The sequence below is a fragment of the Amycolatopsis sp. NPDC003731 genome, from assembly GCF_053586895.1.
The window spans coordinates 1-13,320 of record NZ_JBSFNC010000205.1 but is presented as its reverse complement, the minus strand read 5'-3'; the positions used below and the strand labels follow the sequence as shown (position 1 = coordinate 13,320).

General features: G+C 70.3%; 12 protein-coding genes. 5 read left to right on the top strand and 7 right to left on the bottom strand.

All coding sequences use genetic code 11. The annotated features are described in order from the left end of the window. Positions 1 to 71: 71 nt before the first annotated feature. Both ACWDN5_RS43200 and ACWDN5_RS43195 read right to left on the bottom strand, forming a co-directional pair. The gene (locus ACWDN5_RS43200) at positions 72 to 695 is read right to left on the bottom strand and encodes a dTDP-4-dehydrorhamnose 3,5-epimerase family protein (protein WP_310967743.1); all 624 of its coding nucleotides are present in this window, start codon (positions 693 to 695) and stop codon (positions 72 to 74) included. A gap of 30 nt (positions 696 to 725) precedes the next feature. Next, positions 726 to 1,937, bottom strand: a complete 1,212-nt coding sequence (locus ACWDN5_RS43195) for a glycosyltransferase (protein ID WP_449680350.1) — start codon at positions 1,935 to 1,937, stop codon at positions 726 to 728. A gap of 140 nt (positions 1,938 to 2,077) precedes the next feature. Here ACWDN5_RS43195 and rfbH point away from each other — a divergent pair, with 140 nt between their 5' ends. Genes rfbH through ACWDN5_RS43180 form a run of 3 tightly spaced genes read left to right on the top strand, consistent with a single transcriptional unit; the run spans position 2,078 to position 5,051 of the window. Then, positions 2,078 to 3,385 carry a lipopolysaccharide biosynthesis protein RfbH gene (gene rfbH / locus ACWDN5_RS43190; protein ID WP_449680349.1) on the top strand — a complete coding sequence of 436 codons (1,308 nt, stop codon included), beginning with the start codon at positions 2,078 to 2,080 and terminating at the stop codon, positions 3,383 to 3,385. 58 nt (positions 3,386 to 3,443) lie between these two features. Continuing rightward, positions 3,444 to 4,709 (top strand): cytochrome P450 family protein, encoded by a 1,266-nt coding sequence (locus ACWDN5_RS43185; protein WP_449680348.1) that lies wholly within the window; start codon positions 3,444 to 3,446, stop codon positions 4,707 to 4,709. 12 nt (positions 4,710 to 4,721) lie between these two features. Then, positions 4,722 to 5,051 (top strand): non-heme iron oxygenase ferredoxin subunit, encoded by a 330-nt coding sequence (locus ACWDN5_RS43180; protein WP_449680347.1) that lies wholly within the window; start codon positions 4,722 to 4,724, stop codon positions 5,049 to 5,051. A 271-nt stretch (positions 5,052 to 5,322) separates the two neighbouring features. Here the strand turns inward: ACWDN5_RS43180 and ACWDN5_RS43175 are convergent, their stop codons facing one another. From ACWDN5_RS43175 to ACWDN5_RS43155, 5 genes are all read right to left on the bottom strand, one after another. Further along, complete coding sequence (locus ACWDN5_RS43175; RefSeq protein ID WP_310967749.1) at positions 5,323 to 6,645, bottom strand: cytochrome P450 family protein; 1,323 nt, start codon at positions 6,643 to 6,645, stop codon at positions 5,323 to 5,325. A 277-nt stretch (positions 6,646 to 6,922) separates the two neighbouring features. Beyond that, positions 6,923 to 7,417 carry a nuclear transport factor 2 family protein gene (locus tag ACWDN5_RS43170; RefSeq protein ID WP_310967751.1) on the bottom strand — a complete coding sequence of 165 codons (495 nt, stop codon included), beginning with the start codon at positions 7,415 to 7,417 and terminating at the stop codon, positions 6,923 to 6,925. Positions 7,418 to 7,535: 118 nt separating this feature from the next. Next, a complete protein-coding gene (locus ACWDN5_RS43165; RefSeq protein ID WP_310967752.1) occupies positions 7,536 to 8,348 on the bottom strand; it encodes an SAM-dependent methyltransferase in 813 nt (270 codons plus the stop codon). 38 nt (positions 8,349 to 8,386) lie between these two features. Continuing rightward, on the bottom strand, positions 8,387 to 9,568 hold the full coding sequence (locus tag ACWDN5_RS43160; protein ID WP_449680346.1) for a cytochrome P450: 1,182 nt from the start codon (positions 9,566 to 9,568) through the stop codon (positions 8,387 to 8,389). A 116-nt stretch (positions 9,569 to 9,684) separates the two neighbouring features. Then, the gene (locus tag ACWDN5_RS43155; protein ID WP_449680345.1) at positions 9,685 to 10,263 is read right to left on the bottom strand and encodes a TetR/AcrR family transcriptional regulator; all 579 of its coding nucleotides are present in this window, start codon (positions 10,261 to 10,263) and stop codon (positions 9,685 to 9,687) included. A 90-nt stretch (positions 10,264 to 10,353) separates the two neighbouring features. On the opposite strand from ACWDN5_RS43155, the gene ACWDN5_RS43150 reads away from it, so the two are divergent. Together ACWDN5_RS43150 and ACWDN5_RS43145 are read left to right on the top strand one after the other, a co-directional pair. After that, positions 10,354 to 11,805: an MDR family MFS transporter gene (locus ACWDN5_RS43150; RefSeq protein WP_449680344.1), complete on the top strand. Its 1,452-nt coding sequence runs from the start codon at positions 10,354 to 10,356 to the stop codon at positions 11,803 to 11,805. A 274-nt stretch (positions 11,806 to 12,079) separates the two neighbouring features. Beyond that, the gene (locus ACWDN5_RS43145; RefSeq protein ID WP_449680343.1) at positions 12,080 to 13,270 is read left to right on the top strand and encodes a cytochrome P450; all 1,191 of its coding nucleotides are present in this window, start codon (positions 12,080 to 12,082) and stop codon (positions 13,268 to 13,270) included. The last annotated feature ends 50 nt before the right edge of the window (positions 13,271 to 13,320 follow it).

Sequence of the window (13,320 nt, the reverse complement as noted above, 5' to 3'; positions counted from 1 at the left end):
GACCCAGCTGAGCTGAGCACGGCAAAAGGCCCCGGGACCGCGGTCCCGGGGCCTTTTCGCGTTGCGGGGAATCAGGAAGCGGCCGCGGCCTCGGTCAGCCGGACGCGGGCGGCCCGCAGGGCCAGGCACTCGTCGTACCGCGGCAGCAGGCCCAGCTCGCCGGCCTCCCGCAGGGTCGGCGCGGCCGCGTCGCGCTCGGACAGGATCGGCTCGCCCGGCAGGTTCAGCGGCAGGCCGATCTCGGGGTCGAGGGGCTGCACGGTGAGCACCTCCGCCGGCCGGTAGAGGTCGGACAGCAGGTACTGGACGCACGTGTCGTCCTCGAGGGCCACGAACGCGTGGCCGAGGCCCTCCTCCACGTACACCGCCGTGCCGCCGTGGGCGTTGAGCACGATCATGTCCCACTGGCCGTACGTCGGCGAGCCCGTCCGCACGTCGACGACGAAGTCGAGGAGCGAACCCCGCAGGCACGTCACGAACTTGGCCAGGCCGGGCGGGGTCATCGCCCCGTGCACGCCGCGGACGACGTTGCGGCACGACGTCGAGACGTTGGTCTGCAGGAACCGCGGCCGGTAGCCGAGCGCCTCGGTCAACACGTCTTCGCGGTAGACCTCGAAGAAGTCGCCGCGCCCGTCACCGAAGGACTTGGACGAGACGAGGTGTGCGCCGTCGATGGCGAGCGGCCGGACGGTCATGCTGCGGGTCGTGACGCTGCCCATCTCCGGTCAGGACGCTTCCCGGACGAGCCGCTCGATGCGCAGCGCCACTTCGTGCGGCGACGGCAGGGCGGCGATCTCTTCGGCGAGCCCGCGCGCGGCCGCGGCGTAGGACGGGTCGGCGACCAGCTCGCCGCACGTCTTCGCGATGACCGCGGACGTGGCTTCGTCCGGCGTCAGCACGGCCGCGGCGCCGGTTTCGGCGAGCCGGCGGGCCATGTCGCAGGCGCGGTACTGGTTGGGGTCCGGGATGAGCACCTGGGGCACGCCGTGGGCCAGGCCCGTCATCATGGTGCTGCCGCCGGTCTGGTGCACCAGGACGTCACACGTCGGCGCGACGACGTCCAGCGGGATCCAGCCCGCCCGCACGTTCTTCAGCCGCTCGCGCAGTTCCGGCAGGGCGTCCTCGGTCACCGCGACGACGACCTCGGCGTCCAGCGTGGCGATCTGCTCGACGATGCCCTGCAGGAAGTCGTACTGGTGGTAGCTCGCGACCCCGGTGCCGACGGTGACGCCGATCCGGGTGCCGGCGCCCTTGGTGTACATCCACGGTTCCACCACGGCCTGCGAGTTGCCCGGGATCCACCGCATCGACTGTGCCGAAGCGGCTTCCGCCGGCAGCAGGCTCGGCGGTGCGATCTCGATCGTCATGGCGGGCTCGGGCAGGCCGGTCAGGCCGAGCTCGGTCAGCTGGTCGCGCAGCTGCTCCACGGCGCCCGAGTCCATCAGCTGCGGGCTGTGGATGTCCCAGGCGTGCCGCACGTACGGCACGCCGAGGTGGGCGGCCAGCAGGGGGCCGGCGTAGGAGGTGATGCCGCTGATGATGACGTCCGGGCGCCAGTCCTTGCTGAACGCCAGGAGCGCGTCGAGGGTCACGTACTCCATGTGCGCGTACCAGCGGCCCGCCATGATCTCGCGTTCCCGGGGGTCCGCGGGCACGTGCGTCAGGCCGCTCTCGGCGATGATCTGCCGCGGGGACACGCCTTCGGCGGTGGTGCGCACGGCGGACAGCCCGACGCCGGTGATCGTGTCGAGCATTTCGTCGACCGACGCGGTCGTCATGACCTGGTGCCCGGCGTTGCGCAGCGCGTTCGCGAGCGGGACGTGGCTGAACACGGTCGACGGGGCGACCCCGGCGAGATTAAGAACCTTCACAAGATCGTCCTCCCAGGGCTGGCTCGTGGTCGGCTCCAGCTTGCCCACGCCGCCGTCCGGGGCCATCACCAACGCGGGTAGTCTCCGCCGCCCGCCCGGCACGGCCCTACCACGTTGGGGGATGTCGCCCGATCGCAGCGCTTCTAGCGTGACTTGAGCGCAAGGTCCGCGACAACCCGCACTCGTCCGTAGGGAATCGATACGACATGGTCGACTCAGCCCGATCGGACCTGCTGGCGCAGGTCCGCGACTACCACGACGCCCAGACCTCCGGGCCGGCGCCGTTCATCCCGGGGCAGACACCGATCCTGTCGTCCGGGGCCGTGCTCGACGCCGCCGACCGCGAAGCCCTGGTGGCCGCCGCGCTCGACCTGCGCATCGCCTCCGGCACCATCGCGACGAAGTTCGAGTCCTCCTTCGCCCGGAAACTCAAGCGGCGCAAGGCGGTGCTGACGAACTCCGGCTCGTCGGCGAACCTGCTGGCGCTGAGCACGCTGACCTCGCCGACGCTGGGCGACGAGCAGCTCAAGCCGGGCGACGAGGTCGTCACGGTCGCGGCCGGCTTCCCGACCACGGTGAACCCGATCCTGCAGAACGGCATGATCCCGGTGTTCGTCGACATCGAGCTGGGGACGTACAACACGACGGCCGAGCGGGTCGAGGCCGCGATCTCACCGCGCACGCGCGCCATCATGATCGCGCACACGCTGGGAAACCCGTTCCCCGTGGCCGAAATCGCCGAGATCGCCAAGCGCCACAGCCTCCACCTCATCGAGGACAACTGCGACGCCGTCGGCTCCACGTACAACGGGCAGCTCACCGGCACCTTCGGGCGGTTCTCGACGGTGTCCTTCTACCCCGCCCACCACCTGACCATGGGTGAGGGCGGCATGCTGCTGTCCTCGGACATCAAGCTGGCCAAGCTGGCGAAGTCGTTCCGCGACTGGGGCCGCGACTGCTGGTGCGAGCCCGGCGAGGACGACCGCTGCCTGAAGCGGTTCGAGCTGCACCTCGGCACGCTGCCGGAGGCCTACGACCACAAGTACGTCTTCTCCGAGGTCGGCTACAACCTCAAGAGCACCGACATCCACGCCGCGCTCGGGCTGAGCCAGCTGGCGAAGCTGCCGGACTTCATCGAGGCCCGCAAGCGGAACTGGCGCCAGCTGCGCGAAGGCCTCGACGGCCTGCCCGGGCTGATCCTGCCGGAGGCGACGCCGGGCAGCGACCCGAGCTGGTTCGGGTTCATCATCACGGTGAAACCGGACGCGGGCTTCGACGTCCCGGAGGTCGTCGACTACCTCGAGGCGCGCAACATCCGCACCCGGCGACTGTTCGCGGGCAACCTGACCCGCCACCCCGCCTACATCGGCAAGCCGCAGCGCATCGCCGGCCCGCTGACCAACAGCGACATCGTCACCGAGCGGACGTTCTGGATCGGCGTCTACCCGGGGATCACCACGGAGATGATCGAGTACGTGATCGGCACGCTCAAGGAGTTCGTCGCCACGCACTGACCGCGCGGGCGTCCACAAGGGACTGTGCGCTACCGGATCCAACACGAAAGGAAGAACCATGACCACCACTGCCGAGACTTCGGCCGAACCGGTCGACCTGTTCTCCCCGGAAGTGGTCGCCGACCCGTGGGGAGCGCACGCGGCGGTCCGCGAGGCACCGACGCTGCAGATCGGCGGCTTCATGGGCGGCCCGCCGATGTACCTGGCCGCCCGCTACGAAGACGTGCGCCAGGTCCTGATGGACCAGCGGTTCCAGTGCAACCCGCTGGCCGACTCCCCCGCCGAGGACATCCGCAACGGCGTCTTCCGGCACTTGGACATGCCGGAGGATCTGATCCCCTGGCTGAAGAACCTGATCAACGCCTCCGACGGCGAGGAGCACGCCCGGCTGCGCAAGCTGGTCTCCTACGCGCTCACCGCGCACCGGGTCGGCAAGTTCCGCCCCCGCGTCGAGGCCCTCACCGCCGAGCTGCTCGACAAGCTGGAGGCGGCCGGCGGCGACGGCACGCCGGTGGACCTCGTCGAGGCGTACTGCTACCCGCTGCCGGTCACGGTGATCTGCGAGCTGGTCGGCGTCGACGCGGAGGACCGCCCGCAGTGGCGCGCGTGGAGTGACGCGATGGCCACCCTGGACGGCAAGCGGCTGCCCGAGGAGGTCCGCAAGACGCTCGTCGCGGCGCGCGCGATGATCGAGCGGCGGCGGGCCGAGCCGAAGGACGACATGGTCACCGCGCTCGTCGAGGCGCAGGCCAAGAACCCCGGCATCGCCACCGACGACGAGCTGGTCGGCATCCTGTTCAGCCTGGTCACCGCCGGCCACCAGACAACGACGTACCTGATCGGCAACTCGGTGCTGGCCCTGCACGAGCACCCGGACCAGCTCGCGCGGCTGAAGGCGGACCCGACGCTGTGGCCGCAGGCGGTGCGCGAGCTGCAGCGCCTCGGCCCGATCCAGTTCGGCCAGCCGCGGTTCGCCACCGAGGACATCGAGGTGGGCGGCACGGTGATCCCGCGCGGGATGCCGGTCGTGCCGCTGATCATGGCCGCCAACAGCGACCCGCGGAAGTTCCCGGAGCCGGAGAAGCTGAAGATCGACCGGCTCGCCGTCGGCAGCGAAAGCCACCTCGGCTTCGGCAAGGGCATCCACCGCTGCCTCGGCCAGCACGTCGCCTACCTGGAGGCGGAGGTCGCGCTGCGCGGGCTGTACACCCGGTTCCCGGACCTGACGCTCGCGGTGCCGCGCTCGGAGATCCCCTGGATCCTGCGGCCGGGCTTCACCCGGACCAAGGACCTCCCGGTGCGCCTCGCCACGCCGAAGTCCTGAACGGAGAAGGCCATGCGTTCGCCGAATGTGACCAAGGTGTGCTTGCTGTCCGACCTCGACGACCGGAAACCGTTCGCCGTGAAGGTCGGAGACGTCCCGATCGTGCTGGTGCGCGACGGCGACGAGGTGCACGCCCTGCGGGACGAGTGCTCGCACGCGTTCCAGCGCCTGTCGGAGGGCGAGGTGACCGACAAGGGCATCGAGTGCTGGATGCACGGCGCGTGCTTCGACCTGCGGACCGGCGAACCGTCCGTCCCGCCGGGCACCGAACCGGTGGACGTCTACCGGGTCCACGTCGAAGGTGACGACGTGTTCGTGGACGCCGGCAGCGCCGTCAACTGATCATCCCGGAAGGGGCCGTGCACGGGTTCGCCCGTGCACGGCCCCTTTTCGCGCGTTGCGACACACGCCCGCGACGTACCGCGATGGACGACACGCGTACCTGAACGGACGACACGCGTACCTGGATGGACGACACGGCGTCCGGGCCCGGTTCACGCGTGTCGTCCGGCTGGGTACGCGTGTCGTCCGGTGGGGTACGCGTGTCGTCCGGCTGGGTACGACGGGAAAGGGCCGGCGAGCTTGCTCGCCGGCCCCTGGGTTTCGCCTTGCCTCAGGCCTGGGGCGTGCCCTTCAGGCGGACGGGCAGGCGCTTGAGCCGCCACGAGCCGGGCATGTTGCCGCGGTCGAGGTTCTCCGGCGGGCCGGTCAGCTCCATGTCGGGGAAGCGGTTGATCAGGCCGGTGAAGGCGACCTCGAACTCCTGCTTGGCCAGGTGCGCGCCCAGGCAGTAGTGCAGGCCGGCGCCGAAGCCGACGTGGAGTTCGCGCTGGCCGTCGGTCTGGCGGCGGATGTCGAGCCGCATCGGGTCCTCGAAGTGGCGTGGGTCGTAGTTGGCCGCCACGAGCATGCCCATCGTCTTCTCGCCCTGCTTGATCTTCGCGCCGGCGATCTCGACGTCCTCGACCGCGTGCCGGAACTGCGTGCTGTGCAGCGCACCGCACCAGCGCAGCAGCTCGTGCACCGCCCCCGGCATGAGCTCGGGTTCGGCGCGCAGGGCGGCCAGCTGGTCGGGGTGGGTGAGCAGGGCGATCATGCCGTTGCCGATCGTCTGCGCGGTGTTCTCGGTCCCGGCCAGCACCAGCGTCAGCACCATGGTGATCAGCTCGGTCTCGGTGAGCCCGTCGCCGTCGTCGTCGTGCGCGTTGATCAGCCCGGTCAGCAGGTCGTCGGCGGGCTCGGCGCGGCGCAGCGCGACCAGTTCGGTGATCTGGTCGACCATGCCGCGCATCGGCTCGTTCTGCGCGCCGGGGACGAGCGAGAACGCGTCCTTGCCCCACTGCCGCCACTGCGGCCAGTAGCGCTCGGGGATGCCGATCAGCTGGCAGATGACGTTGATCGGCAGCTTGTAGGTGAAGTACTCGAGCAGGTCGACGACGCCGATGCCGTCCTCGTCGTCCACGGCCGCCTGCCGCTCCAGGTCGTCCAGCAGGCGCGCGGTGATCTCCTCCACCCGGGGGCGCAGGTCGTTGACGCGCCGCGCGGTGAAGGCCCGCGAAACCAGCCGGCGCAACCGGACGTGGTCCTCGCCGTCGGCGTCGAGCAGGCTGCTGGTGAAGATCTTGATGTACTTCTCTTCGAGCCCGAGCGCCTCGACCAGCTCCTGGTGGACCTTCTCGACGTCCGCACCGGGCACGCTGCCGGGGTTGTTCGCGAACCGCTTGTCCGCCAGCATTTCCTTGACGTCGTCGTAGCGGGTGAACAGCCACAGCGGGGTGGTCGAGCCGGGCCACAGGGCCCGCACGACGCGGCCTTCCTCGCGCAGCCGCGAGTAGCCCCCGAACGGGTCGCGGAGCAGCTCCGGATCGTTCATGTCGAGGGGGCAGGTCCCGGTGCTGCCGGTGTCCACGGGGCAGGTCTCGCTGCTGGTATCCATGTATCCCCTCCCGAGGGGCGATCAGGTGAATTCAGCCAAGATTCGCCCAGCCGGGGCCCCGGAACCATTACTCACGTGGGTAGTTCGGCACGCCTTTGGCCTGGTAGAGAACGGAAAACGCGATCACCGGAGAGGTTTCGCGCGAGATGTCCGGAGTGTCCTTTTCGGAAACGAACCGGCCGCGGACCGCGCCTCTCGCGAGACACGATCCGCGGCCGATCGGAAGTTCGGGCCCCCAGTCGGTGGTTCACCCCACCGGCTGTTCAGAACCGCGGGTTCACTGCCCGGCGGGAGCCTGCGCGGCCCACAGGACGTCGCCCTCGATGTGGGACAGGCGCCAGCCGTCCGGCGTCTTGGTGGCTTCGTAGCGCATCAGGGAACTGACCGTCGTCGTGGGCTGGGGGCCCATCTTGCCCTGCGGCGTCTTGCTGCTGCCGATGAGCTGGTCCACGAACGCGCGCACGGTGGCCTTGTCGCCGTTGACGTCCACCAGGACGTTGGTGACGACGTGCTGGGCGCGGTCTTCCTGCTTGGCCGCCTCCGCCGTCTGGGCGATGACCTTGTCGCGCCCGGTGGTGGTGCCGAAGGGGGTCTTCACGACGACGCCGTCGGCGAGCACCGTGTTCAGCTTGTCGAACTGCCGGTCCTCCATCGTGGCGTAGAACCGGTAGATCTGCTGGGTGATCTCACCTCGGTCGTCGGTCTTGGGGGCGTCCGCGCCGGACGCGCTGCCGGCACCGCAACCCGCGGTGACGAGGGCGGCGAACAGCACCGCCAGCAGCCCGACCGCACGGAGGGATCCACGTGTGGTCCGACCGACTCTTCCTGCATTCATTGTCTTGGCGTCTCCTGCCTTGTTGCGATTTTCTTCCGGGTGGAAAACGGGAAGCTCAGGCTTTGCGGGCGGTCAGCAGGACGTACCCCACCGCCGGTTCGTCCGCGAACTGGCGGAACCGCGAGAGCGTGGTTTCGAACTGCTGCAACCCGATGTGCTGCAGGGCCGGCTCCCGCAGCGCTTCGAACCGCTCCGCCGCCTTGTCCCACGACGGCCGGGTGCGGTCGCTGACGTCCTCGACCCGCTCGGGCACCAGCCCGGCCGCCTCGAGGCGGGAGCGGTACTCGTCGACGCCGACGAGCTTCAGCGCGCCCATCTCGACCAGGTCCACACTGGACGCGTCGGGCGTCTTCCCGCCGCCGCGCAGGATGAAGTCGCCGATGGCGATCCGGCCGCCCGGCCGCAGCACCCGGGCCGCCTGCTCGACCACGTGCCACCGGTCCGGCATGTGGTGCAGCGATTCCAGGGCCCAGACGACGTCGAACGACTCGTCGGGGAACGGCAGCTGCATCGCGTCGGCGAGCTCGAACGACAGCCGCCCGGCCAGCCCGGCGGCGGCCGCGCGCGCGTTCGCCCGCTCGATCTGCCCCGCCGCGATCGAGATCCCGACCCCGGTGATGTCGTGCGCCGCGGCCAGCCGGATGGCGGGTTCGCCGATGCCGCAACCGATGTCGAGCAGCCGGTCGCCCGGCTCGATGGTCAGCAGCCCGGCCAGCTTGTCGGTCAGCCGGGTGGTGGCGTCCTCGAGGGTCGCGGAATCGTCGTCCCAGTACCCGTGGTGCAGGTTGTCACCCCAGAGCCGGTCGAGCAGCTCCGCGAAACTGTCGTAGGCCTCGCCGACCTTGAACGGCGCCGGATTCGTCGTCACCTGTGCTCCTCAGCAGAAGTTCTTCGGGCGGGTCGCGCTCAGCCGGCGAAACCGGTCAGCAGCGGGAGTTTGTCGATGCCGGTCATGATCGGGATGGTCTTGAACACCGGACGGTCCTGCGGATCGGTGCTCAGCCGCGGGAACCGGTCCAGCAGGGTGTTCAGCGCGACGCGGCCTTCGAGCCGGGCCAGCGGCGCACCCATGCAGAAGTGGACCCCGCGGCCGAAGGACAGGTGGTTGTTCGGGTCGCGGGACGGGTCGAACGTGTCCGGGCCGGGGAACGCGATTTCGTCCCGGTTGGCCGCGGCGAGCCACACCATCAGCAGCTCGTCGGCCGGAATCCGCTGTCCGCTCAGCTCGACTTCTTCGTTGGTGAGCCGGGAAACGGCGGCGAACGGCGGGAGCAGCCGCAGGGACTCCTCGATCACCGGCGGCACCAGAGACCGGTCGGCGCGCACCCGGTCCTGCCACTCCGGGTACGTGTCCAGGCAGAGCACCGCGTTGCCCAGCAGCATGGTCGTGGTGATGTGCCCGGTGAGCAGCAGCACGAAGCCGAAGTTCACGACTTCGGCGTCGCTGAGGCGTTCCCCGTCGACTTCGGCTTCGACCAGCTTGGAGAGCAGGTCGGCGCCGGGGTTCGAGCGACGCTGCGCGACGTGCTCGGCGATGTAGCGGAGGACTTCCTCGGCGCCGTCCATGACGACCTTCTCGTCGCCGTCCGCCTCGATGAAGATCTCTTCGCGGCCGCGGAACATCATGTCCACCCACTGCTTGAACAGTGGGTGGTCCTCGGCGGGCACGCCGAGCAGCTCGGCGATGACGATCACCGGCAGCGGGTAGGCCAGCTGCTCGACCAGCTCGAACCGGTCGCGCTCGCCGACCTCGGCGAGCAGTTCCCGCGTCAGCTCGGTGATCCTCGGTTCGAGCCCCGCCACCACCTTCGGGGTGAAGACGCGGCTCACGATCTTGCGGAGCTTGGCGTGCGGCACGCCGTCCATGCGCAGCAGGTTGCCCTCGTTGACCCGGTCGTCGATCGGGATCTTGCGCTGGACCGCGGAGGAGAAGATCGCCGGCTCGTTGAGGATCCGCAGCGCGTCGGCGTGGCCGTAGACGTTCCACACCTTGGTGGCCGGGTCGAAGGTGACCGGTTCGGCCGGCGTTCGCCCGTGCAGCCAGAACAGCGACTGCGGGGCTCCCCAGGTGTCGGCAACTGCGACCATGACGTTCCCTTCGGTGGTGGCCGCGGGACGCGGCCGGCCGGTGACGGCACCCCAGCCTGCCCGCCCACCCGGGGCCGGGACATCCTCAGTCCTGGTGGAATCGGTGCGCACGGCCGTCAGTCCGTCCCCAGCAGCGGCAGGACGATCGTGTCGAGGATTTCTTCGAGGGCCGCGACGGGCACGGTCTTGAGCGTGGTGAGCAGTTCCAGCTGCAGCAGGGTGAACGGCAACGCCTTGACCCGGGCGGAGAGCCGGGAGAGGTCGACTTCGCCCCGGGCCGCGGCGCGCTCGTACACGACGTCCAGCGCGTGCGGCTGGTCGTGCCCGATGACCTCGCGCAGAGCCGTGGGGTCGGTGCCGGTCTCCTCGAAGTACCCGGCCAGGTGGACGCTCATCATGGTGACGAACTCGGCCCGGGTCCGGCTGATCTCCGACATCAGGGCCAGCAGGTCGCCGCGCAGGGAGCCGGTGTCCTCGGGCGCGCGGACGCGATTGCGTTGCAGGGCGTGGACGATCGTCGCGCGCAGCAGCTCGGACCGGTCGCTCCAGCGGCGGTACAGCACCGGGCGGCTGGTCCCGGCGCGCGCGGCGACGGCGTCCATGGTGAAGCGCGCGTAGCCGCCCTCTTCCAGCTCCTGCCAGGACGCGTCCAGCAGCGCCTGCTCCAGGACCGCGCCCCGTCGCCGCTCACCCATGCCGGCCTCCCTCAAGAAACACTTGCGCATCTTATTCACGCCAGCTTACGATGACCAAATAAGAAACACAGACGTATCTTAGGAGTGTCCGTGTCTTCCTCCAGCGAGTCCGCGCCGGCCGACCGCGTCGATCCCGCGGTGTGGCGGCTGGCGTTCACGATCATCGTCGGGGCGCTGGCGGCGATGTTCGACACCACGATCGTCAGCGTCGCCATCAACGACCTGGCCGGCGAGCTGCACGCGCCGATCGCCACGATCCAGTGGGTGAGCACCGGCTACCTGCTGGCCATGTTCGCCACCATCCCGATCGTCCGCTGGGCCCAGTCGGCGCTCGGCGGGAAGCGGCTGTGGCTCGGCTCGCTCGCGCTCTTCCTGACCGGTTCGGTGCTGTGCGCGGTGGCGTGGGACGCCACCAGTCTCATCGTGTTCCGGGCCGTCCAGGGCATCAGCGGCGGCCTGATGATGCCGTTGATGATGACCCTGATCATGCAGGCCGCCCAGGGCCGCAACACCGGTCGCGTGATGGCGACCATCTCGCTGCCCATCGCGCTCGGCCCGATCCTCGGGCCGGTGCTGGGCGGCCTCCTGCTGGCCACCGGCGACTGGCGGCTGCTGTTCCTGGTCAACATCCCGTTCTGCGTTGCCGGCCTCTGGCTCGCGTACCGGAACCTCCCCGCCGACCGGCCCGCCGGCGGGGACCGCGGCCGCCTCGACGTCGTCGGCCTGCTCCTGCTGTCGCCGGGTGCGGTCGCCGTCGTCTTCGGCCTGTCCCGGACCGGCGCCGGCTTCGGCAGCCCCGACGTCCTGATCCCGCTCCTGATCGGGCTCGCGCTGATCGCCGGGTTCGTCGTCTGGGCCCTCCCGCGGGGCGCCGGGGCGCTGGTGAATGTCCGGCTCTTCGGCCACCGGTCGGTGGCGTCGTCGTCGGTGCTGTACTTCCTGAGCGGCGCGACGCTGTACGGCGCGATGCTGCTGCTCCCGCTGTTCTGGCAGCAGGCCCGGGGCGTGAACGCGCTCGGCGCGGGCCTGCTGCTCATCCCGCAGGGCGTCGGCACGCTGCTGTCCCGGTGGGTCGCCGGCCGCTACACCGACAAGATCGGCCCCCGCACGGTGGCGCTGGTCGGGTTCGGTGCCGTGGTCCTGACCACCGTGCCGTTCGCGTTCGTCACCGCCGGCACCCCGGACGTGCTGCTGATGGCGCTGCTGCTGGTGCGCGGCCTCGGCATGGGTGTCGCGACGATCCCGCTCGCCAGCTCCGCCTACATCGGGCTCGACCACGCCCAGATCCCGAACGCCACGATCCTGGTGCTCATCATCCAGCAGATCGGCGGCTCGCTGGGGATCGCGGTCCTGGCGATGATCCTCCAGCACGCCTCGGCCGGCGCGAAGACGCCGGACGAGCTCATCCACGCCTACGGCATCACGTTCTGGTGGTCGATCGGCTTCACCGCGCTGGCGGTGCCGCTGTGCTTGTTCCTGCCGGGCCGCCCCAAGCCCGCGCCGGCGTCCGAGCCCGCACCCGGCGTGGCCGTCGAAGCCTGAGCCGCCGATCTCCCCCGTCGACGGCTCAGTCGAGTGGCCTCTTCAGTCCGGCCGGCCGGACTGAAGAGGCCCTCCTCTTTCCGGCCGGGCGGCGCGGCACGTGGTGCCGCGAATGACTCATTCGCGACCTCGGAGGTCCCCAATGAGTCATTCGCGACCTTCGGCAGGCGGGAAAGTCCTATCAGGATGGGGGATCCTCGGCCGGGCGGGCGTTCCTACCGTTGTCCGGCGGAGCCGGTTTCGGTGACGCGGCTCCTTCCCCGAGGAGAGCCTGATGACCGAACCCGTTGCCTTCCCCCAGAACCGGACCTGCCCCTACCGGCCGGCGCCGGGCTACCGGCTGCTGGCCGACCGGCGGCCGCTCTCGCGGATCAGCCTCTACGACGGCCGCGAGGCCTGGGCCGTCACCGGGTACGCGCTGGCGCGCCGGCTGCTGGCCGATCCGCGGATTTCGAGTGACCACAGCGATCCCGCGTGGCCGGTGGCCAACGCGGCCGCCGCCGCGGCCCGGAACTTCGGCGCGGACCAGAAGAAGGTCATCGGCCGGCTCACCGCGCTCGTCGGGGTCGACGATCCGGAACACCGCGCCCGGCGGGAAGTCGCCGAGGCGGGGTTCACGCCCGGATTGATCGACGCCCTGCGGCCGAAGCTCCAGGAGGTCGCCGACCGGCAGGTGGACGAGATGGTCGCCCATGGTGCACCCGCCGACCTCGTCTCGACGTTCGCGTCGCCCGCCGCGCTGTTCTCGCTGTACGAGGCGCTGGGCATTCCGCGCGAAGACCAGGAGTACTTCAAGCAGCAGACGGGCCAGTTGTTCGGCCCGGCCGCGGCGACGGCTTACGACGAGCTCGTGGCGTACGTGGCCAAGCTGGCCGGGCAGCACCCGGCCGGCAGCCTGCTCGACGCCTACCTCACCGCCGTCGGGGACGGTGGTGCCGCGGAGGTGCTTCAGCTGCTGCTCATCATGCTGGTGAGCGGCCACCACACGACGGCGAGCTCGATCGCGATCGGCGCCAGCGCGCTGCTCCAGCACCCCGAGCGGCTCGCCGAGCTACGCGCCGACCCGGCGCTGCTGCCCGCGGCCGTCGACGAGCTGAGCCGGGTCGCGGCGGTCACCGACGGCATCCAGCGGGTCGCCGCGGCCGACATCGACGTCGACGGGACCACCATCGCCCAGGGCGACGGCGTGTTCTTCGTGCTCTCCCTGATCAACCGGGACGAGCAACACTACGGGCAGCCGGAAGTCCTGGACTGGCACCGCCCCGACACCGGCGACCACCTCGGCTACGGCTCGGGCCCCCACGAGTGCGTGGGCCTGGACCTGGCGCGCGCGATCATGGAAACCGCCTTCGGCACGCTGCTGAAGCGCCTGCCGAACCTGCGCCTCGCGGTGGCGGCGGACGAGATCCCGGTCAACCCCGGGGAGTCCTTCACGGGCCTGGTGGAGCTCCCGGTCGCCTGGTGACCCCGGCCGGTCGTGAGGGGTAAGGCGGGTTCTAACCCGCCTTACCCCTC